Source organism: Streptomyces sp. NPDC031210, from assembly GCF_055570395.1.
This window is the reverse complement of the sequence record NZ_JBVIHH010000012.1, coordinates 115,416-134,097: the sequence shown is the minus strand read 5'-3', so window position 1 is coordinate 134,097 and position 18,682 is coordinate 115,416. Positions and strand designations below refer to the sequence as shown.

General features: G+C 73.5%; 20 protein-coding genes. 10 read left to right on the top strand and 10 right to left on the bottom strand.

The window, feature by feature from the left end; all coding sequences use genetic code 11:
• Positions 1-19: 19 nt before the first annotated feature.
• From ACZ45Z_RS22410 to ACZ45Z_RS22385, 6 genes are read left to right on the top strand one after another with little or no spacing between them, the layout of a single operon-like run.
• A complete protein-coding gene (locus ACZ45Z_RS22410; RefSeq protein WP_468365091.1) occupies positions 20-1,159 on the top strand; it encodes a hypothetical protein in 1,140 nt (379 codons plus the stop codon).
• A complete protein-coding gene (locus tag ACZ45Z_RS22405; RefSeq protein ID WP_468365089.1) occupies positions 1,156-2,283 on the top strand; it encodes a PP2C family protein-serine/threonine phosphatase in 1,128 nt (375 codons plus the stop codon). The genes ACZ45Z_RS22410 and ACZ45Z_RS22405 overlap by 4 nt, the downstream gene beginning before the upstream one ends.
• A complete protein-coding gene (locus tag ACZ45Z_RS22400) occupies positions 2,280-3,452 on the top strand; it encodes a protein kinase domain-containing protein (RefSeq protein ID WP_468365086.1) in 1,173 nt (390 codons plus the stop codon). The genes ACZ45Z_RS22405 and ACZ45Z_RS22400 overlap by 4 nt, the downstream gene beginning before the upstream one ends.
• 25 nt (positions 3,453-3,477) lie before the next feature.
• Entirely contained in the window at positions 3,478-4,188 is a 711-nt protein-coding gene (locus tag ACZ45Z_RS22395) for a vWA domain-containing protein (RefSeq protein WP_468365083.1), read from the top strand.
• A gap of 29 nt (positions 4,189-4,217) precedes the next feature.
• Positions 4,218-4,610 carry a hypothetical protein gene (locus ACZ45Z_RS22390; protein WP_468365080.1) on the top strand — a complete coding sequence of 131 codons (393 nt, stop codon included), beginning with the start codon at positions 4,218-4,220 and terminating at the stop codon, positions 4,608-4,610.
• A gap of 24 nt (positions 4,611-4,634) precedes the next feature.
• Positions 4,635-5,744 (top strand): zinc finger protein, encoded by a 1,110-nt coding sequence (locus tag ACZ45Z_RS22385; protein WP_468365078.1) that lies wholly within the window; start codon positions 4,635-4,637, stop codon positions 5,742-5,744.
• A gap of 9 nt (positions 5,745-5,753) precedes the next feature.
• Here the strand turns inward: ACZ45Z_RS22385 and msrB are convergent, their stop codons facing one another.
• The 4 genes from msrB to ACZ45Z_RS22365 all read right to left on the bottom strand — a co-directional run bounded on the left by msrB (position 5,754) and on the right by ACZ45Z_RS22365 (position 9,503).
• Positions 5,754-6,155 carry a peptide-methionine (R)-S-oxide reductase MsrB gene (msrB, locus tag ACZ45Z_RS22380; protein WP_468365076.1) on the bottom strand — a complete coding sequence of 134 codons (402 nt, stop codon included), beginning with the start codon at positions 6,153-6,155 and terminating at the stop codon, positions 5,754-5,756.
• Positions 6,156-6,168: 13 nt separating this feature from the next.
• Positions 6,169-7,569 (bottom strand): UDP-N-acetylmuramate--L-alanine ligase, encoded by a 1,401-nt coding sequence (gene murC / locus ACZ45Z_RS22375; RefSeq protein WP_468365073.1) that lies wholly within the window; start codon positions 7,567-7,569, stop codon positions 6,169-6,171.
• Between the two features lie 105 nt (positions 7,570-7,674).
• Positions 7,675-8,313: a response regulator gene (locus tag ACZ45Z_RS22370; RefSeq protein ID WP_468365071.1), complete on the bottom strand. Its 639-nt coding sequence runs from the start codon at positions 8,311-8,313 to the stop codon at positions 7,675-7,677.
• A complete protein-coding gene (locus ACZ45Z_RS22365; RefSeq protein WP_468365414.1) occupies positions 8,310-9,503 on the bottom strand; it encodes a sensor histidine kinase in 1,194 nt (397 codons plus the stop codon). The genes ACZ45Z_RS22370 and ACZ45Z_RS22365 overlap by 4 nt, the downstream gene beginning before the upstream one ends.
• Positions 9,504-9,742: 239 nt before the next feature.
• Between ACZ45Z_RS22365 and ACZ45Z_RS22360 the strand changes: the two genes are divergently transcribed.
• Positions 9,743-10,840: an ABC transporter permease gene (locus ACZ45Z_RS22360; protein WP_468365412.1), complete on the top strand. Its 1,098-nt coding sequence runs from the start codon at positions 9,743-9,745 to the stop codon at positions 10,838-10,840.
• Positions 10,837-11,565, top strand: coding sequence for an ABC transporter ATP-binding protein (locus ACZ45Z_RS22355; RefSeq protein WP_468365068.1), 729 nt, complete (start codon positions 10,837-10,839; stop codon positions 11,563-11,565). The genes ACZ45Z_RS22360 and ACZ45Z_RS22355 overlap by 4 nt, the downstream gene beginning before the upstream one ends.
• Here the strand turns inward: ACZ45Z_RS22355 and ACZ45Z_RS22350 are convergent.
• Together ACZ45Z_RS22350 and ACZ45Z_RS22345 are read right to left on the bottom strand one after the other, a co-directional pair.
• The gene (locus tag ACZ45Z_RS22350) at positions 11,504-11,989 is read right to left on the bottom strand and encodes an indole-3-glycerol phosphate synthase (RefSeq protein ID WP_468365066.1); all 486 of its coding nucleotides are present in this window, start codon (positions 11,987-11,989) and stop codon (positions 11,504-11,506) included. The genes ACZ45Z_RS22355 and ACZ45Z_RS22350 overlap by 62 nt on opposite strands.
• A 159-nt stretch (positions 11,990-12,148) precedes the next feature.
• On the bottom strand, positions 12,149-13,012 hold the full coding sequence (locus ACZ45Z_RS22345; RefSeq protein ID WP_468365064.1) for a pyrimidine reductase family protein: 864 nt from the start codon (positions 13,010-13,012) through the stop codon (positions 12,149-12,151).
• 67 nt (positions 13,013-13,079) lie between these two features.
• On the opposite strand from ACZ45Z_RS22345, the gene zapE reads away from it, so the two are divergent.
• Both zapE and ACZ45Z_RS22335 read left to right on the top strand, forming a co-directional pair.
• Positions 13,080-14,204 carry a cell division protein ZapE gene (zapE, locus tag ACZ45Z_RS22340; protein ID WP_468365062.1) on the top strand — a complete coding sequence of 375 codons (1,125 nt, stop codon included), beginning with the start codon at positions 13,080-13,082 and terminating at the stop codon, positions 14,202-14,204.
• Between the two features lie 144 nt (positions 14,205-14,348).
• Positions 14,349-15,716: an alkaline phosphatase PhoX gene (locus ACZ45Z_RS22335; RefSeq protein ID WP_468365060.1), complete on the top strand. Its 1,368-nt coding sequence runs from the start codon at positions 14,349-14,351 to the stop codon at positions 15,714-15,716.
• A 31-nt stretch (positions 15,717-15,747) separates the two neighbouring features.
• Here ACZ45Z_RS22335 and ACZ45Z_RS22330 read toward each other — a convergent pair whose 3' ends face one another.
• The 4 genes from ACZ45Z_RS22330 to ACZ45Z_RS22315 form a co-directional block, all read right to left on the bottom strand.
• The gene (locus ACZ45Z_RS22330; RefSeq protein ID WP_468365058.1) at positions 15,748-15,960 is read right to left on the bottom strand and encodes a hypothetical protein; all 213 of its coding nucleotides are present in this window, start codon (positions 15,958-15,960) and stop codon (positions 15,748-15,750) included.
• Positions 15,961-16,221: 261 nt separating this feature from the next.
• Positions 16,222-16,890, bottom strand: coding sequence for an ABC transporter (locus tag ACZ45Z_RS22325; RefSeq protein WP_468365056.1), 669 nt, complete (start codon positions 16,888-16,890; stop codon positions 16,222-16,224).
• Positions 16,887-17,942 (bottom strand): ABC transporter ATP-binding protein, encoded by a 1,056-nt coding sequence (locus ACZ45Z_RS22320; RefSeq protein ID WP_468365053.1) that lies wholly within the window; start codon positions 17,940-17,942, stop codon positions 16,887-16,889. Before ACZ45Z_RS22320 ends, ACZ45Z_RS22325 begins: the two co-directional genes overlap by 4 nt.
• A gap of 39 nt (positions 17,943-17,981) precedes the next feature.
• The gene (locus ACZ45Z_RS22315; RefSeq protein WP_468365050.1) at positions 17,982-18,659 is read right to left on the bottom strand and encodes an AIM24 family protein; all 678 of its coding nucleotides are present in this window, start codon (positions 18,657-18,659) and stop codon (positions 17,982-17,984) included.
• Positions 18,660-18,682 lie beyond the last annotated feature (23 nt).

The following is an 18,682-nucleotide window of genomic DNA, read 5'->3' as shown; positions in this document are numbered from 1 at the left end:
CAGGGAAGCGGAGGAGACGGTGCAGGAGCTGACGTACAACCCGGTGCTGGACAGCCAGACGGTGCCGCGATGGCGGCTGATGAACCCGCTGCGGCCGCCGGCGCCGGGAAAGGCGCTGGTGCTGGTGCCGGACAGCGGTGCCGCTTTGACGATCCGTCCCGGTGAGGACATACCCGACGCCCGCTTCGGCACCTACCAGAGCGTGTTCACCGTCGATCTGACCGAACACCGGCTCGTCCTCGACATCCCCCTGCTGAGCCGGGACCCCACGTTCTCCTTCCGCAGCCGGGTGGGCCTGGTGTGCCGGGTCGCCGACCCGGCACAGGTCGTGGCCCGCGGCATCAGGGACATGAGCGGCGCCCTGTACGGACACCTGCGTGACGTGCTGCGCCGCGTCGCCCGCGACTACGACATCAACGAGTTCCACGAGGCGGAGGAGGCGCTGAACGTCGCCGTCCGTGACCTGAGCGGTGACTCCGCGGTACGGCTGCGCGACACCAGGGTCGAACTCCTCGTGGACGAGGACGAGATCGCCGCCAGCGGTCGCGAGTTCCGGGACGTCGTGCGGGAGACCCGGCTGGACGGGATGCGCCGCAAGCGTCACCTGGACATGATCCGCGACGAGGGGGTCGAGGGCATCATCGCCGAGATCGTGGAGAAGGAGGGGGCGCGGGCCGCGCTCGCCTGGATCGAGAAGGGCGAGGCCGAGAAGCGGGAGGCGCGTCTCCAAGCCATGCGGATGGTCCTGGAGCGGGGTGACGCGCACCGCGAGCCGTTCGAGCAGGCCGAGCTCGAACGCGCGGTGGTGGAGGACGTACTCGGTGAGGGCGGAGGTCCGTTCGGCGGCGCGCGGCGGGCGCGGCTGAGGGGATCGCTGGCCGCGGGCGGGAGCGCCCCCGAGGCGGAGCCCGCGGCCCGGGACGAGTCGGAATCCTCGCCGCGGAGCGCGCTGCGCGGCGAGGTGGTGCCGCCCCGGCGGACCGGCCCGCCGCCGGAGGACGAACCGGTGCCCACGCGCCCCGTCGCACGGGAGCCGGCGGCCCCGCCCCCGCCGGACGACGACAGCCCCGCTCCGGCGCGGCGGGTGAGCCGGGTCCGGGGCACGGCCAAGCGGCCGGGCAGCGGCCGCACCGGCCCGGAGGGTGGCGAGCGGCGATGACAGCTCCGGAAGGGACCGCGCGACCGCGCGGCGCGGAACAGCTCGTGGCCGGCCGGCCGCCCCGGCCCGGCGATCCACCGGTGCCGGTGCCCGGCCCCGACGCGGCGAGCGTGCCCCGGCCACCGCAGATGATCTGGGGACACGGCGCCAGGGGTCTGCAGTCGGTCGTCGTATGGACCGAGCGGGTCCCGGGTCGGGGCGAGGACGCGGAGCCGTTCGTCGCGCATCATTTCGGGACGCATCAGGGCTTGGTCGCGGTCTTCGACGGCTCCGGCGGCGCGGGCTCCTCGCCGGCCTGGCAGGCTCCGGACGGCCGGACGCGGACCGGCGCCTGGGTCGGCTCGCGCGTCGCCCGGCTGGCCACCGACTGCTGGTTCCATGACGTGGTCGAGCGCGGTGAGGCGGACACCTCCGAGCACCTCGCCGAATACCTGCGGTACTTCCTGTCGAACGCCCCGCAGCGGCGCAGCAAGATCGTGGGATCCATGCGCCGCCGGCTTCCCACGACCTTGGCGGCCGTGCGGTACCGCATGCCCGATGACCACTCCGTCCAGTGGCAGGCCCTGTGGGCCGGGGACTCGCGCGCGTACGCCCTGCTGCCGGGCAGCGGTCTGCACGTGCTCACCCGCGACCACACGGAGGCGAGCGACGCCCTGGAACTGCTGCGCTCGGATCCGCCGATGACCAACTGCGTATGCGCGGACCGCGAGTTCGTGGTCGATGCGCAGGGCGACACGCTCCCGCTGCCCTGCGTGCTGGTGGCCGCCACGGACGGCTTCTTCGGGTACGTCCATACGCCGGCGGACTTCGAGTACGTACTGCTCAGCACGTTGATGCAGGCGCACAACGAGCAGGAGTGGGCCGATCTGATCCGCCGGGCGGTGCAGGACTACACCGCGGACGACGCCTCGCTGGCCCTGGTCGCCCTCGGCTACCCGGACATGGGGCGGTTGCGCGACGCCTTCGCGGAGCGGTACGCCCACGTGCGGGACCGCTATGCGCACACCAGGCCCCAGGGCGCCGATCAGGCCGAGAAGACGCGCGGTTGGCAGGACGAGACGTGGCGTTCCTATCGCCCGGATTACGAGCGGTTCCTGCCACCGTCGCCGGAGGAGCGGGTATGAAGAAGGGCGACGTGATCGCGGGCTACCGCGTCATCAGCGAGCCGACCAACGCCAATGGCGGCAAATGTGTGTGGGCCTTCGCCGAGAAGGGCGGGCAGGAATTCTTCCTCAAGCGCTTCCTGGAACCCAAGCGGCCCCGCGAGGGTTCCACGGCGAGTGCGGCGAGCCGCCGTATCCGCATGGAGGTGTGCGCGGAGTTCGAGAACCGCCATCACACCATCATGAGACTGTTGCGCCCGGACGCCCGGGGTGGCGGCAATCTCGTCCTGGCGACGGATTTCTTCCCCGAGGGCAGTACGTATTACAAGGTCACGGAGCGGATCGACACCTCCACGCTGGAAAAGCCCCAGGCGCTGGAGCCGCGGCAGAAGGCGGTGCTGCTCAAGACCCTGGGGACGAGCCTGCAACTCCTCCATGACATCGATGTGGTGCACGGCGATCTCAAGCCGCTCAACGTCCTGGTGCAGAAGCGGGACGGCATGGCCTTCTACACCGCGAAGCTGATCGATTTCGACGACGCCTATGTCTCGGGAATGCCGCCCGGTCCGCACGACATCGCCGGCGACTCGCTGTACGGCGCACCGGAGTGGCGGCGCTACGTCCAGGAGGAGGGGTCGGTCGAGCCCGGGCACCTGACGACGGCGGTGGACGTCTTCGCGCTCGGCCTGATGACCCACTACTACCTGACGGGGTCGATTCCGGGGTACGCCGAGCGCTACGGCTCGCCCGCCGACGCGGTCAACGCGGGCGAGGAACTGGCGCTCGACGGGCGGCTGTCGGATCCGATGCGGGGGCTGATCCGGGCGATGACGGCGCGCGATCCGGGGCGGCGACCGCGGATGGCGACGTATTTGACGGCGCTCAAGGACCCTGAGGTGTGCGCGCTCCAGCACCGGCGGCCGGGCACGGCCAAGCCCTCGCCGGCGGGTGGGGCCGGAACGGGCGTCGGGACGGGTGGCGGGGAGGCGGCGGATTCCGCGCCCCGCACGAGCCGCATCCGGGCCAACCTGACGGGCGGCGGCCCGCGCTCCGCCGCCCGTGCGCCCGCGCCGGCCCCCGAGCCCGCGCCTCCCGCACCCGAGCCTGCCGCGCCCTCGGAGGAACCCAAGGCCGCCCCACCCAGGGTGTCCAGGGTGCGGATCAATCTTGGCGACCACCGCAAACCGTAGAGCCAGTTTTTCGAGGAGGCACCATATGAACGCGAATTCCGAGCAGTACCAGGGGAACCTCCAGTACGCGGTCGACATCGTGCTGTGCATCGACGCGACCGCCAGTATGTTCCCCGTCCTTGGGTCGGTGAAGTCCAGCTCCCTGCAGTTCCACGACCGTCTCCATGACGTCATGGCCAAGAAGGGAAAGGCCATCAGCCAGCTCCGGCTGAAGGTCATCGCCTTCCGTGACTTCGGTGACGATCCTTCCGATGCCATCGAGCAGACGGATTTCCTCCAGCTTCCCGCGCAGTCCACGGACTTCGAGAGCTTCATTCGCGGCATCGATGCCAAGGGCGGCGGCGACATTCCCGAATCCGGACTCGAAGCCCTGGCGCTCGCCATCAACTCCCCCTGGGAGCGGGGTCTGGACCGGCGGCGTCACGTCGTCGTGATGTTCACCGACGCGCCGGCCCATCCCCTCGGCACGGCCGGCGCCTCGGCTCAGTCCTACCCTTCGGGCATCCCGCGCAGCATGGACGAGCTTTTCGAACAGTGGGGTTATGCCCGCAGCCAGAGCGCGGTGATGGAGCAGTCGGCGAAGCGCCTGGTGCTCTTCGCACCGGAGTGCGAGCCGTGGTCGGACCCCATAGCGGAGGAGTGGGACCTCACCCTGCATTTCGCCTCGAAGGCAGGGGAAGGGCTGGAGGAATTCGAGATGGACGAGATCATCGAGACGATCGCGAACAGCCTGTGAGGCTTCATTGGCCCGGGTTCCAGCTCCTGGTGGCCGAGGGAATTCTGAAGTTCGAGTGGAGTGGCTTCGGCTGGCTGGAGGTGTATGCCGACCGCTGTGCCTCGGTGCGCTTCCGGTCGCGCGGCCGCCACGGTGACCAGCAGCTCATCTTCCAGTTCCGGCGGGCCGATCAGGAGGCCGGCGGACCGGTGGTCGCGCTGGTCGACATCGCGCCCGAATTCGCCGAGGGAGCGGCACAGTTCGTGGCGGCCCTGGAGCGGGAGTACGGAATCAAGGACGCGACCGGGGACGACGCCGAGGAGGAGCCGCTGACCCGCGTCCCGGACGACGGCCGCGTCTGGCTGCGCTCCCCGGCCGGCGCCTCGGCGGAGGAGCTGTACGCGGACGTGTTCCGGCGCATCGACGCGGAACCCGCGTCCTAGCGGGCCGGAGGGGAGGGAGTGAGGGTGGCAGGGGCCAACTGGCAGTGCGGGGCGTGCGATACGTACAACGAGCCGGCGCGCGACGCCTGCGAGATCTGCGAGACGGCGAGAAGCGCTGCCCCGCGGCCCGGCACGCCCGCGTCCGGCAAGCCCGCCGCCGCCAAACCGGCGGCGGCGAAGGCCGGCGGTGCCAGGCCGGCGGCGAAGCGGCCTGCCCCCGCGCGGCCGTCGGCGGACTGGAAGTGCCGCCAGTGCGACACCAACAACGCACGGGCCGACGTGTCCTGCATCGTCTGCGGGGCGAGCTGGAAAACGGCGAAGAAGGCCCCGGCGAAGCGGCCCGCGTCCAAGAAATCGACGCCCGCGAAGCCCGCGGGCACGGGCTCCGGTGGCGCTCCCCGCAAGGCCGCGTCGCCGCCCCGGCGGACGGGCGGTGCGAGCGGTACCGGTCGTACGGGTGGCACGGGCGGTACGGGTGGCACGGGCGGCTCCCGCGCCGCGACTCCCCGGACGGGTACCGGCGGCGGCCCACGCCGCGCCGCGTCCCGGGCCCCGGCGGGCGAGGTCTTCTATCCCTCGGCGGCACCCCGCGGCTACACCCCCTCCGCGGCTGCCGCGCCGCCGGTGGCGCCGCCGCCCGTCGCCCCCGCGCCGGCCACGCCGTACTACCCGCCCGTCTACGCTCCCCGGCCGAAGGGCGGGAGGAGGGCCAAGGGGTGCCTGTGGGTGATCGTCTTCTTCGTCGGTATGAGCCTGCTGAACAAGGCCTGTTCGGCTCTCTCCGGTATCGGCTCCCCTGATCCGGAGTCCTCGCACCGCGTCGCGCCCACCTGCCCGGAGCGGGTCTCCGCCGCGCTGCCCGGTGACGACGACGCCGATCTCGTGGCGGCGTTCCGCACGAAGAACAAGCGGATCACCCTCTGCCGGACGACGAGCGGCAAGCTGTACTACTACGGGGAGTTCAGCGACGAGCGGGAGCCGGGCATCGCCATGCCGGCGAAGCGGACCTCGGACGGCTACGAGGCGCGCAACGGACCGTACCGCTACCGCATCCACGACGATGTCGTGACGATCTACCAGTCGGGGCGGAGGATCGGCGAGGAAGCCCTCACCCCCGCCCCTTCGCCGTCCTGACGGCGCGTACTACTCCGCGGTCAGCCGCAGCGAGATGCTGTTGATGCAGTAGCGCTGGTCGGTGGGGGTGGGGTAGCCCTCGCCCTCGAAGACGTGGCCGAGGTGGGAGCCGCAGCGGGCGCAGCGGACTTCGGTGCGGAGCATGCCGTGGCTGCGGTCCTCGATGAGTTCGACGGCCTCGGAGTCCTTGGGGTCGTAGAACGACGGCCAGCCGCAGTGGCTCTCGAATTTGGTGTCGGAGCGGAACAGTTCGGCGCCGCAGGCGCGGCAGGAGTACACGCCCGCGGTCTTGGTGTCGGTGTATTCGCCGACGAAGGCGGGCTCGGTGCCGGCCTGGCGGAGTACCTGGTATTCGGCGGGGGTCAGCTCGGCGCGCCACTGCTCGTCGGGCTTGTCGATCTCGTACGGCATCGCTTCAGTCTCCTCAGCTCTCCAGGCGCGCCAGGATCGCGGGACCGAGGTCGGTCACATCGCCGGCGCCCATCGTGAGAACAAGGTCACCGGGCTTGGTCATTCCGGCGATGACGTCCGGGACGGCGGCCTGGTCGCTCTCGGCGGTGACCTCGGCGCCCGCGGCCCGCGCGGCGTCGATGATCAGCTCGCTGGTGATGCCCGGGATCGGGTCCTCGCGGGCCGGGTAGATGTCCAGGACGACGGAGGCGTCGGCCAGGGCCAGCGCCTGGCCCATTTCCGTGCCCAGCTCCTGGGTGCGCGAGAACAGGTGCGGCTGGAAGACGACGAGGATGCGGCCGGCGCCGTCCACCGCGCCGCGGATGGCCTCCAGGTCGGCGGTCATCTCGGTGGGGTGGTGGGCGTAGGAGTCGATGACCTGCACCCCGCCCGCCTCGCCCTTGAGCTGGAGGCGGCGCTTGACGCCGGTGTACGTGCCGAGCGCGGAGGCGAGGTTGTGCGGCGGCAGGCCCAGCGCGATGCCCGCGGCGAGGGCGGCGACGGCGTTGTGGGCGTAGTGGCGGCCGGGCACCGAGACGGTGAAGGTGAGGATCCGGCCGGTGGCGAGGCTGACGGTGACGTCGCTGGTCAGGCCGCGCGGGTTGACCTTGAGGATGCGGACGTCGGCGTCGGGGGACTCGCCGTAGGTGACGATGTCGATGTCGAACCGGCCGGAGATCTTCTCGGTCAGCTCGCGGGCGCCGGCGTGGTCGGCGGCGATGACGAGGGTGCCGCCGGGCCGGATGCGGCCGGCGAACGTCTCGAAGGACTCGTAGATCTCGTCCATCGAGGCGTAGTTGGCGTGGTGGTCCAGCTCGACGTTGAGGACGATGGCGACCTCGGGGGCGTACTTGTGGAAGCTGCGGTCGCTCTCGTCGGCCTCGGCGACGAAGATCTCTCCGCTGCCGTGTTCGGCGTTGGAGCCCGGGGCGTCCAGGTCGCCGCCGATGGCGTACGACGGCTTCAGGCCGAGCGAGCCGAGGGAGACGGCGAGCATGGAGGTGGTGGTCGTCTTGCCGTGCGTGCCGGCGACCGCGATGGGGCGCAGGCCGTCCATGAGGGAGGCGAGCGCGTCGGAGCGGTGGACGACCGGGATGCCGCGCTCGTGGGCCGCGGCCAGCTCGGGGTTGTCGGCGCGGATCGCGGAGGAGACGACGACGCTGGTGGCGTCCTCGGCGAGGTGCTCGGCTGCGTGGCCGAGGTGGACGGTGACGCCGAGGGCGCGCAGGGCCTGGGCGGTCGGGGAGTCCTTGGCGTCGCTGCCCGCCACGCGGGCGCCGCGCTGCGCGAGGATCTTGGCGATACCCGACATGCCGGCTCCGCCGATGCCGATGAAGTGCGGCCGGTCCATCGAGGCTGGGATGGCGGGTGCCATGGGCGGGTCTCCCTGATCGTCGCGAGCGGTGGTGCTGCCGATGATTCTCGCACCCGGCACCGACAACGGCCGCCGTCGGACCCCGGCGGGCGCCGCGGCCGGGGTTCAGCGGCGGATGAGGCCCCGCGCGGCCGCCGCGGCGACCGCGGAGGTGCGGGAGTCGACGCCCAGCTTGGCGTAGATGTGGACAAGGTGGGACTTGACGGTGGCCTGGCTGAGGAACAGCTCCTTGCTGATCCGCGCGTTGGACAGGCCGTCGGCGACGAGCTGGAGGACTTCGGTCTCGCGGCGGGAGAGCGCGGTGGCGGGGGCGCGCATGCGGTCCATCAGGCGCAGCGCGACGGTCGGCGCGAGGGCGGACTTGCCGGCGGCGGCGGTGCGCACGGCGGCGGCGAGTTCCTCTGGTGGGGCGTCCTTGAGGAGGTAGCCGGTGGCGCCGGCCTCGATGGCGGCCAGGATGTCGGCGTCGGTGTCGTAGGTGGTCAGGACCAGGACGCGGGGCGCGCCGTCGCGTGCGGTGATCGCGGCGGTGGCCTGGGAGCCGAGCATCCGGCCGCCGAACTGGAGGTCCATCAGGACGACGTCGGGGCCGAGGTCCGCCGCGAGGGTGACGGCCTGTTCGGCGGTGGGGACGTCGGCGATGACCCGGAAGTCCGGTTCGGTTTCCAGGACGGCGCGCAGACCGGCGCGGACGACGGGGTGGTCGTCGGCGATCAGCAGCCGGATGGGGGTCGCGGCGGTCATGAGCCGGCTCCCGGCGCGGTCGGGCCGCCCAGGGCCGGGCCGTCCGGGGCCGGCGCGGCGGGGCAGGGCAGCGTGACGGCGACGGCGGTCCCCTCGCCGGGGGCGGACTCGACGGCGAGCGTGCCGTGCAGGGCGCGGGCCCGGGCGCGCATCGCGGCCAGGCCGAAGCCGGTGCCGCCGGCGGCCGCCGAGCCCGGATCGGGGACCTCGGAGGGGACGAATCCGGCGCCGTCGTCGACGACGTCCAGGGCCACCTCGGTGTCCATGTAGCTGAGGGTCAGCTCGACCCGGCGGGCGGCCGCGTGCTGGACGGTGTTGGCGAGCGCGGACTGGGCGATGCGCAGCAGGGCGACCTCCTGCGGGGTGGGGAGTTCGGTGGGCTCGCCGGAGACCTGGCAGTGCACGGCCAGGCCGGAGGAGCGCGCGGTGGTGGCGCACAGCCGTTCCAGGGCGGCGGGCAGCGAGCCGCCGTCCAGGTCGGGCGGGCTCAGCGCGCGGACGAACCGGCGGGCCTCGGCGAGGTTGCCGACCGCGGCGCGGCGGGCCTGCCGGACGTGGCCGAGCGCCGTGCCCGAACGCTCCGGCAGGGCGCGCTCCGCGGCCCGCAGCAGAAGCTGGATGCTGGAGAGGCCCTGCGCGAGGGTGTCGTGGATCTCGCGGGCCAGCCGCTCCCGCTCGGCGAGGACGCCAGCGGCGTGCTCGGCGGCGGCCAGTTCGCTGCGGGCCGCGGTCAGGTCCTCGATGAGGCGGCGGCGCTGTTCGCTCTCGCGGTAGAGGGCCTGGTAGCCCAGGACGACGGCGACCGCGACGGCGGCGCCCAGTGCCGGGCCGATGACCGTGCCGACGCCCAGGGTGTGGGTGTGCCCGGCGAAACCGGCGACGGCCAGGACGGTGGTCGCGGTGACGGCGGGCAGGGCCCAGCGCAGCGGCAGCAGGTGCAGTTGGACGAAGAAGAGGGGGAAGGCCAGCCAGACGCCGTCCTGGGTGAGGGCCAGCAGCGCCGTCCACACCAGCGTCACGGCGCCGAGCCAGAGGGCGGCGGCCGGGAGGGAGGCGCGCACGCGGGGCAGTGCGGGGCCGGCGGCGTAGAGGGCGAGGAGCACGGCGGCGGTGGCGATGACGGCCGGGGCGTCCGCGGTGTGGTCGGCGACCGCTCGTACGGCGGCGAGCGCGAGCAGCGCGGCCACCATCAGGTGGAGGCAGGTGCGCAGCGCCCGCAGGACGGGGGTGAGGGAGTGATCGGTCACGGCCTCCCCAGGCTAAGTGCCGGGGCCGGCGCCGGCATCAATCAAAAGGTGGAGCGTGGCCTGCGCCTTTCGTCGCCGGCGAGGCACTCCCGGGCGCGATGCCCCGGGCGCGGGTGGCGGGCGAGGGTGGTGCCAGCCGCCGGGCAGTGGGTCCGGCGCCGGAGCCGAGGATGGCCGCGCCTGTGTTCGTCGCCTGGAGAGACCTGGGGTTCGCCCGGGGCCGGTTCGCCCTGATGGGGACCGTCATTGTGCTGATCACGGTGCTGGTGGGGCTGCTGTCGGGGCTGACGGCCGGCCTGGGCCGGGAGAACACCTCCGCGATCACCTCGCTGCCCGCCGATCACCTGGTGTTCTCGGCGCCCGCCGAGGGCGGCGAGGTCGCGTTCGCCGACTCCCGGCTGCCGGAGCGGACCGTACGGGAGTGGGCGCGGGTGCCGGGCGTACGGCGGGCCGAGCCGCTGGGCATCGCCACGGCGAAGGCGGAGGCGGGCGGGCGGACCGCCGCGGTCTCGGCGTTCGGGGTGCGGGCCGGGTCGCGGCCGGCGCCGTCGGCGGGGACGGTCGGGGACGGTGCGGCGGTGCTGTCCGAGAAGGCCGCCGACGCCCTCGGGGTGCGGGCCGGTGGCTCCTTCACGCTGGGCGGCCGGACGGTGCGGGTCGCGGCGGTGTCGGGGGCGGCGATGTACAGCCATACGCCGGTGATCTGGACCTCGCTCGGCGACTGGCGGGAGCTGGTCGGCGGACCGGGTCGATCCGGTGGGCCCGGCGACTCCCCGGGGGCGACGGTGCTCGCCCTGGCCACCACGGGGTCGGCGGATCTGGCCGCCGCCGACCGGGCGCTCGGCACCGCCACGGTCCCCGCCGCCGACGCCCTGAAGGCGATCGGTTCGTACACCGCCGAGAACGGCTCGCTGCAACTGATGCGCGGCTTCCTGTTCGCCATCTCCGCGCTGGTCATCGGCGCGTTCTTCACCGTGTGGACGATCCAGCGCAGCGGCGATGTCGCGGTGCTCAAGGCGCTGGGTGCCTCCACCGGCTATCTGCTGCGCGACGCGCTCGGCCAGGCCGTGGTGCTGCTGGTGGCGGGCACGGGCCTGGGCACCGCCGTCGCGGCCGGGGTGGGCGCGGCCGTCGGCGGGACGGTGCCGTTCGTGCTGGACGCCTCCACCGTCCTCGTCCCCGCGCTGATCATGATCGCGCTGGGTGCCTGCGGTGCCGCGCTGTCGATCCGCCGCATCACGTCCGTCGACCCACTGACCGCCCTGGGGAGTGCCCGATGAGCCTGAGCCTGAGTGAAGTGACCCTGACCTATCCCGACGGCGGCGCCCGGCTGACCGCGCTGGACGGCATCTCGCTGGAGGTGCCCGCCGGCCGGCTGACGGCCGTGATCGGCCCGTCCGGCTCCGGCAAGTCCAGCCTGCTGGCGGTGGCCGCGACGCTGATCACGCCGGACCGCGGGCGGGTGGTGATCGACGGCACGGACACCGCGGGGCTCGGCCGCGGCGAGCTGACGACGCTGCGCCGCACCCGCGTCGGCACGGTCTTCCAGCAGCCGAACCTACTGCCGTCGCTGACGGCCGCCGAGCAGCTCCAGGTGATGGCCCATCTGGACGGCCGCCCGCCCCGCAAGGCCCGGGCCCGGGCGCTGGAGCTGCTGGCGGCGGTCGGCCTGGCCGACCGGGCCGACCGCCGCCCGCACCAGCTTTCGGGGGGTCAGCGGCAGCGGATCAACATCGCGCGGGCGCTGATGAACGAGCCGGCCGTCCTGCTGGTGGACGAGCCGACCAGCGCGCTGGACCGGGAGCGCGGCGCGGCGGTGCTGGACCTGCTGCGCGCGCTCACGCGCGAGCGCGCCACCGCGACCGTGCTGGTCACCCACGACCACGCGCATCTGGAGGCGGCGGACGAGGTCGCCGAGGTGCTGGACGGCCGGCTGCGCCCGGTCAGCGGCCGGACTCCCCCTGGTCCCGAACCGGCTCGTCGGCCGCGTGCGAGAACAGCTTGAGGACCGGCACGCCGACCTTGTGGCGGGCGCGGGAGGCCCAGTCGCGGTGGAAGAACTCCTCGACGAAGTGCGGGGTGGTCAGCACGATCACCTCGTCGGCGCGGGTCTCGTCGACGATGGAGCGCAGCAGGTCGAGCGGGTGCTCCTCGACCACCTGCCCGACGGCTTCGGCGCCGGTGGCGCGGAGCGAGGCGAGGGTGTGGGCCAGGGCGCGCTCGGCGGGCTGTTCGGCCCGTTCGCCGCCCGGTTGGGCGCCCTCGCGGACGGCCTCGTCGAACTCGCCGAGGGCGACATCGTCGATCGCCCGCAGGAGGACGTCCTGTTTGCCGCGCGGCTGCATGAGGACGACGAAGGAGATCTGGTCGTCGCCGTGCAGGGTGGTGACGAACTCCACGTCGGCGGGCGTCAGAGGCTTCTCGATCATCAATACGCTCGTGAACACGACGGGCGCCCTTCTTCTCTTCCTATGGGCACCGCGGGACACGGCACCCAACAGAAACCATCCTGCCCCGTCGCCACCGGGGCCTGTTGGCCTTAAGTGTGCCCAACGGAAGCTAAGCGGAACGGATAATTCCGCCGATTGTCAGGACCGACGGTAGCGGGTGAACAGGAACCCGGCCTCCTCCAGGACGGAGACCAGGGAGAACCGCCGCGGGTCGGGGACGGCGGGTCCCTTCGTGATCCGCGACGCGTCCCCCACGGTGACCAGCGGTGCGAGCGACAGGCACAGTTCGTCCAATGCGCCGGCCGCCGTGAACGCCCCCAGCAGCGTCGGCCCGCCCTCGGTCAGCAGCCGGGTGTGGCCCCGTTCGGCCAGCAGGCCGGCCACCCGCGCCGGGTCGACGCCCAGGCCCTCGCCGGCGAAGAGCACCTCCACGCCCGCCTCCCGGGCCACGCTCACCCGGTCGGCGGGCGCCCCGGCCCCGGTCACGACGAGGGTGGGCACCAGCGGCTCGGTGAACAGCGGCAGCGAGAAGTCCAGGCCGAGCCCGGCGGTCACCACCACGATGGCGGGCGCCGGGCCCTGTCCCGCGGCGGCCCGGCGGGCGGCGAACGCCTCCCGGGCGCGCGCCGGCCGGTACCCCTCCTGCCGAACCGTTTCCGCACCGACCACCACGGCATCCGCGAGGCCCCGCAGCACCCCGAAGATCCGCATGTCGGCGGCACCGGACAGCGGCTGCGAACGGCCGTCGTGGTAGGCCGCGCCGTCCATGGAGGAGACCATGTTGGCGCGCAGCCAGCCGGTGCGCCCGGCCATGACCGGGTCGTCCGCGGCCGGATACGCGTACGCCTCGGCCAGCTCGTCCAGGGTCCACTCGCGGTCCGCGGTGTCGGCGGCGACCTCCGACGCGGTGTCCGCCGGGCCGGGCGCCGGTACGGGCCGGCCCGGGGAAGAAGCCGGGGGGCGGGCTGCGGGCTGGGCGGTGAGGGGGAACAAGCGTCGCATGGCGGCAGTGTGACATGCCTCGCTCACCGGTCCGGCGGACACCGCGCAGCGACTAGGCTGGACGGCTGTGTCGCCTTCCCAGCCCTCGCCCCCGCACCCCGCCCCCATAGTCGGACCGCCGGCCGACGGGAGCGGCGCGGTCCCCGTCGCGCTCACCTCCCGCGCGCCGCACGTCCCGGCCGAGCACCTGGTCGCCGAGATGGTGCCGCCGCCGCGCTTCCAGGGCGCCCGCTTCGACACCTACCTCCCGGACCCGAACCAGCCCAGCCAGACCGAGGCCGTCCGCGTCCTGAGCGCCTTCGCCGCGAGCATCGACGGCGGGCCGGGTGCGGCCTCCGCCAAGCGCCGCTGGTTCGCCAAGGGGCCCAAGAAGCCCGCCGCCCCCAAGGGCCCGCGCGGCGTCTACCTGGACGGCGGCTACGGCGTCGGCAAGACCCACCTGCTCGCGTCCCTGTGGCACGCCACGCCCGCGCCGGCCGAGCGCAAGGCGTTCGGCACGTTCGTCGAGCTGACGAACCTCGTCGGCGCGCTGGGCTTCCAGCAGACCGTACGCACGCTCAGCGACCACCGCCTGCTGTGCATCGACGAGTTCGAACTGGACGACCCCGGCGACACGGTGCTGGTCTCCAGCCTCCTCGGCAAGCTGGTGGACGCCGGGGTGGCGCTGGCCGCCACGTCCAACACGCTGCCCGGCAAGCTCGGCGAGGGCCGTTTCGCCGCCGCCGACTTCCTGCGCGAGATCCAGGGTCTGAGCGCCCACTTCCGTCCGCTGCGCATCGACGGCGAGGACTACCGCCACCGCGGCCTGCCCCAGGCGCCGGACCCGTACGACGAGGAGACCGTCACCCGGACCGCGTACCGCACGCCCGGTGCCTCGCTCGACGACTTCCCCTCCCTGCTGGAGCACCTGTCGAGGGTGCACCCCAGCCGCTACGGCGCGATGTGCGACGGCATCCGCGCGGTCTGCCTCACCGATGTCCAGGCGGTGCCGGACCAGTCGACGGCTCTGCGCCTGGTGGTCCTCGCGGACCGGCTCTACGACCGTGAGGTGCCGGTGCTGACCTCGGGGAAAGCCTTCGACGCGCTGTTCAGCGAGGAGATGCTGCGCGGCGGCTACCGCAAGAAGTACTTCCGGGCCATCTCCCGCCTGACCGCGCTGGCGCGCGACGCCGGGCCGCTGGTGGCAGGCTGACGGAAGACGGGGCCCGGCACCTCGTTCCTCCGCCCTCGCGCGGAACACTCCCGTACACGGTTCCTCGCGCATGGTTCCCGGCGGCCTGAGTGCGTGATACACACGTGCTGGTCACGTCACCTGTCCGCCAACAGGGAGCTGCCCATGTCCGCGACACGACGTCAGATCCTGGCCAGAACCGGTGCCTTGGGCGCGTCCCTCGCCTTCACCGGAAGCCTCACGGAAATCTTCGCGGGGACCGCCACCGCCCAGACCATGGGCCGGGGCGGCTACGGGCCGCTGGTCCCCGATCCCGACGGGCTCCTCGACCTCCCCCGGGGCTTTCGCTACAAGGTCCTCTCCCGCGAGGGCGATCCGCTGCTCTCGGGGGAGGGCGAGGTCCCCAGCAACTGCGACGGCATGGCGGCCTTCGCCGGCCGGCACGGCCGCACCCACCTCGTACGCAACCACGAGAACCGCACGGGGTCCCGCTCCCCCGTCCCCACCGTGCCCGACCTGACCTACGACCCCGGTGGCGAGGGCGGCTGCACCGCCCTGGAAGTCGACCGGGACAACGATCTGCGCTCCGAACGGGTCGCCATCGCCGGCACCTCCACCAACTGCGCGGGCGGCCCCACCCCTTGGCGCACCTGGCTCACCTGCGAGGAGACCGAGCGGCGGGCGGGCGAGGAGAACTACACCAAGGACCACGGCTTCATCTTCGAGGTCGACCCCTACGACCCGCGCCGCACCGGCGCCGTCCCGCTGACCGCGATGGGCCGCTTCCAGCACGAGGCCATCGCCGTGGACCCCGGCACCGGCACGGTCTACGAGACCGAGGACGCCTTCGACAAGCCGTTCGGGCTCTTCTACCGCTTCCTGCCCGACAAGCCCCTGGGCGGCCGCGGCTCCCTGCGGGCCGGCGGGTGCCTCCAGGCCCTGCGCGTCCCGGGCGTGCCGGACCTGTCCGGCGTCCAGCAGCCCGGCACCGTCTTCGACCACGTCACCTGGGTGGACGTCCCCGACCCGCTCGCGCGCCGGACGCCGATCCGCTTCCAGGACTTCGGCCCGGGCGGTATCACCCACGCCCAGAAGCTGGAGGGTTGCTACTGGGGCGGCTCGTGCGTCTACTTCGTCTCCAGCTTCGCGCACCGCGCCGCCGGTTCAGCGGCCGACCACTACGGCCAGGTGTGGAAGTACGACCCGAAGCTGTGCCGGCTGACGCTGGTCGTCGTCTTCGGCCCGGACACCGATCTCCAGCTCCCCGGCGAGTCCCCCGACAACATCTGCCTCGCGCCCAGCGGCGGCCTGATGGTCTGCGAGGACGGCGACGGCGCGCAGCACGTCTTCGGTCTCACCCGACGCGGCGAGGTGTACGCGATGGCGCGCGGCCGGCAGAACATCGGCACCCCCGAGAAGCCGGAGTGGGGCGAATTCGCGGGCGTGACGTTCTCCCCCGACTACCGCACGATGTACGTCAATTGCTATACGCCGGGGACGACGTTCGCCGTGACGGGGCCGTGGAACCACTGACGACCGCCGGCCGGTGACCGCGGGAGCCTGCTCAGCCGGAGCAGGCCACGCGCTCGGCTTCCTGCCATTCACACACCGGGCAGAGCACGATGCCGGGCCGGCTCACCGGGTACTCGGTCGGCTGCCCGCACCGCACACAGTCGGCGAGGGGCTCGGTGGTGTCCGGGCGGGTGGCGGGGGCCGTAGCGGCCTCGCCGGAGTCGTTGAGCGGGTGCGGGTTCGGGTGCGGATCGGTGCCGGACATGTTTCCGAGCGTACGCCGGTGGGGCGGGGCCGGTCACGGAGCGGGGCTTGGGGCTATTGCCCGTGACCGGGCCGGGGCCGGGCCGGGGCCGGGCACGCAGCCGGGCGTGGGGCGCTTGCCGTGACCGCGCCGGACCGGGCCGCCTCTGCGCGCGGGGCCGCCCGGCTCGTCCCGCCATTGTGGGCGCCGCCCGCCACCGTGGCGCGGCCCGTCACAGGGGCCCTGCCCGCCACAGTGGCGCGGCCACGGCCCACGGGCGCCTCAGCCGCGCCGGGAGCTGAGGGCGCAGGCGGCCGCGGTGGCTGCGGCCGTGATCAGGACGGTGGTGGCGAGCGGCAGCCACGGGGTGTGGATCGTGCCGTTCGCCGAGCCGGTGACCAGGCCCGAAACGGCGGCGTTGGCGGGCGAGGCGCCCAGGACGAGCAGCAGCAGCGCGGCCAGCAGCCCGGCCGGTACGGCCGAGGCGGGACTGCGCAGGACCGGCCAGTTGCACAGCGCGCCGATCGCCACGCCCAGCAACACGCACGCGAGCGCCGTGAGCAGCCCGGCCCCGGCGGCGGGCAGTACCGGCACGGCGACCCGGTGGTCGGAGGAGTGCGGGTCGGACAGCAGCGCCACCCATGCCGTACCCACGAGCGCGAGCAGCAACGCGCCGCCGCCCGCGGTCAGCAGGCAGGCGAGGTGGGCCCGGCCGGGCCCGGCGGCGGCCGCGGCGCAGGTGCGGGCGGCCGGCGGCTCGTTGGTGACGCAGATCCGGGTCAGCCACACCGTCATCGGCAGCAGTCCGGCGGCGGCGTAACCGTACGCGTCGAGGACCGGTCCGCCGGTCTGGACACCGACGGCCAGGAACGCCGCGTAGAGGATGCCCGGCGGCAGCCAGCGGTGGGAGCCGAGGAGGAGGGCGGCCTGGTAGCGGAGGAGAGCGGTCACGGCAGCGGAGCCTCGTCGGAGTGGGAGCCGGGAAAGGGCGATGCGGGACAGGGGGGTGGGGGAAAGGGAGGTCCGTGGAAGGGGGCGGCGACGCCCTGGTCGTCATGGCCCGGCCGGTCGGTGCCCGGTGCGGCGCCGACCGCGTCAGTACGTTCCGGCGCGGCGCTCCCCGCGGCGGAGGCGACGGCCGCGGAGGTGACCGAGCGGATGTGCCAGGGCGGCCGGGCGGTGAGCAGGGCGCGCAGCAGCGCGTCGGAGTGGACGGCGGCGACGGTCAGCCGGGCCCCGCCGTCCGGCCCCGGGACGACCTCCGGCCGACCCGGCAGCCCATGCAGCCCCGGCAACCCCTGCAGCCCGGTGGGTCCCGCACTCCCCGGCGGCCCCTCGACCTCGATGATCACGCGGGGCCCTGAGGCCGTCGCCCGGGCCTCCCCCGCGGCGTCCTCGACGGGCAGCAGCCGCCCGTCCGCGACGCGGTAACGGGCGTCGGCGGCGCCCGCCAGCCGGCGCGGATCGTGGTCGACGAAGACGACGGTGCCGCCGTCCGCGACCCGCTCCGCGACCGCCCGGTCGAGCACGTCGCGCGCCGCACCGTCCAGGCCGGTCCATGCCTCGTCCAGGACCAGCAGCCCGGGCCCGGCGAGCAGCGCCTGCGCGACGGCCACCTTCTGGCTCGTCCCCTTGGACAGGTCGGCCAGCGGCGTCCGGGCGTGCCCGGCGGCCCCGAACCGGGTCAGCAGTTCGTCGGCGCGGCGGGCCGCCTCGGGACCGCGCAGGCCGTGGACGCGCCCGAGGTGGGTGAGGTAGCCGACGGCGGTGAACGGCAGTGCGGCCGGGAAGCGTTCGGGGACGTACGCGGTGCGCGGGCGGCCGGTGATCCGTCCGGCGCTGGGCGCGTCGATCCCCGCGAGCAGGCGCAGGAGCGTGGACTTCCCGCTGCCGTTGGCCCCCTCGACCCGCAGCAGCGCGCCGGCCGGCACGTCGAGAGACACCTCCCGCAGCACCCAAGGACCCCGCACCCCGTAGCGCCGCCCGACGCCGTCCAGTCTCATCCGCCCCGCGCCTCCCCCGTCACGGCAACCGTAGCCCGGTCAGTTTCCGGCGGCCTTCTCGGGGCGCAGCTCGCTGGGCCGTACGATCACGAAACCCTCGCCCTCCAGGCACAGTTGGACGGCCTCGCCGGAGCCGCCGCGCAGCATCGAGCCGACGCTCTGCGAGCGGTGCAGGGTGGTGTGCAGGGAACTGCTCCAGCCGACCACCGCGTCGGTGTCGACGTAGACCGGGGCCTGCGGCGAGACGGGGATGACGAGCGGGTTTCCCTCGCACATCACGCCCAGCTTGCCCTGGCCGCTGAAGACGGAGTTGAAGAGGCCGCCGCCGACCATGCCGGCGCCCTTGACGACCTTGATCTCGTAGGAGAGGGACGGGTCGAAGCACAGGACGTTGCGGCCGTTGACGGTGATCCCGTCGCCGGGGGCGAGGTCGATGATGAAGCAGTTGGCGGCCTCGTGCGCGAACCACGCCTCGCCCCGGCCCCGGACGGCCATCAGCGCCAGGCCCTCCCCGGTGACGGCGCGCTTGAGGAACTTGCCGACGCCCTGCCCCTGCTTCTCGAAGCGCAGGTCACCGCGGTAGGCGATCATCGAACCCTGGCGTGCGTAACACTCGCCGTCCACCGCGTACTTGAGCGATTTCGCGTTCTGCTGCGTCATACCGGGCGCGGTGGCCGGCGTGGCCATGTTCTCGGCGGCGAAGAGGTCACTGTTCATGGGCAGGATGCTAGGTCGTGGCG

Excerpts from the sequence above, each read along its gene's own strand:
- ACZ45Z_RS22345 (WP_468365064.1), bottom strand. The coding sequence starts at position 13,012 with ATGCGACGCTTGTTCCCCCTCACCGCCCAGCCCGCAGCCCGCCCCCCG.
- ACZ45Z_RS22370 (WP_468365071.1), bottom strand. The coding sequence starts at position 8,313 with ATGACCGCCGCGACCCCCATCCGGCTGCTGATCGCCGACGACCACCCC.
- ACZ45Z_RS22330 (WP_468365058.1), bottom strand. The coding sequence starts at position 15,960 with ATGTCCGGCACCGATCCGCACCCGAACCCGCACCCGCTCAACGACTCC.
- ACZ45Z_RS22335 (WP_468365060.1), top strand. The coding sequence starts at position 14,349 with ATGTCCGCGACACGACGTCAGATCCTGGCCAGAACCGGTGCCTTGGGC.
- msrB (WP_468365076.1), bottom strand. The coding sequence starts at position 6,155 with ATGCCGTACGAGATCGACAAGCCCGACGAGCAGTGGCGCGCCGAGCTG.
- murC (WP_468365073.1), bottom strand. The coding sequence starts at position 7,569 with ATGGCACCCGCCATCCCAGCCTCGATGGACCGGCCGCACTTCATCGGC.
- ACZ45Z_RS22365 (WP_468365414.1), bottom strand. The coding sequence starts at position 9,503 with ATGGTGGCCGCGCTGCTCGCGCTCGCCGCCGTACGAGCGGTCGCCGAC.
- ACZ45Z_RS22400 (WP_468365086.1), top strand. The coding sequence starts at position 2,280 with ATGAAGAAGGGCGACGTGATCGCGGGCTACCGCGTCATCAGCGAGCCG.
- ACZ45Z_RS22405 (WP_468365089.1), top strand. The coding sequence starts at position 1,156 with ATGACAGCTCCGGAAGGGACCGCGCGACCGCGCGGCGCGGAACAGCTC.
- ACZ45Z_RS22350 (WP_468365066.1), bottom strand. The coding sequence starts at position 11,989 with ATGATCGAGAAGCCTCTGACGCCCGCCGACGTGGAGTTCGTCACCACC.
- ACZ45Z_RS22315 (WP_468365050.1), bottom strand. The coding sequence starts at position 18,659 with ATGAACAGTGACCTCTTCGCCGCCGAGAACATGGCCACGCCGGCCACC.
- ACZ45Z_RS22320 (WP_468365053.1), bottom strand. The coding sequence starts at position 17,942 with ATGAGACTGGACGGCGTCGGGCGGCGCTACGGGGTGCGGGGTCCTTGG.
- ACZ45Z_RS22395 (WP_468365083.1), top strand. The coding sequence starts at position 3,478 with ATGAACGCGAATTCCGAGCAGTACCAGGGGAACCTCCAGTACGCGGTC.
- ACZ45Z_RS22355 (WP_468365068.1), top strand. The coding sequence starts at position 10,837 with ATGAGCCTGAGCCTGAGTGAAGTGACCCTGACCTATCCCGACGGCGGC.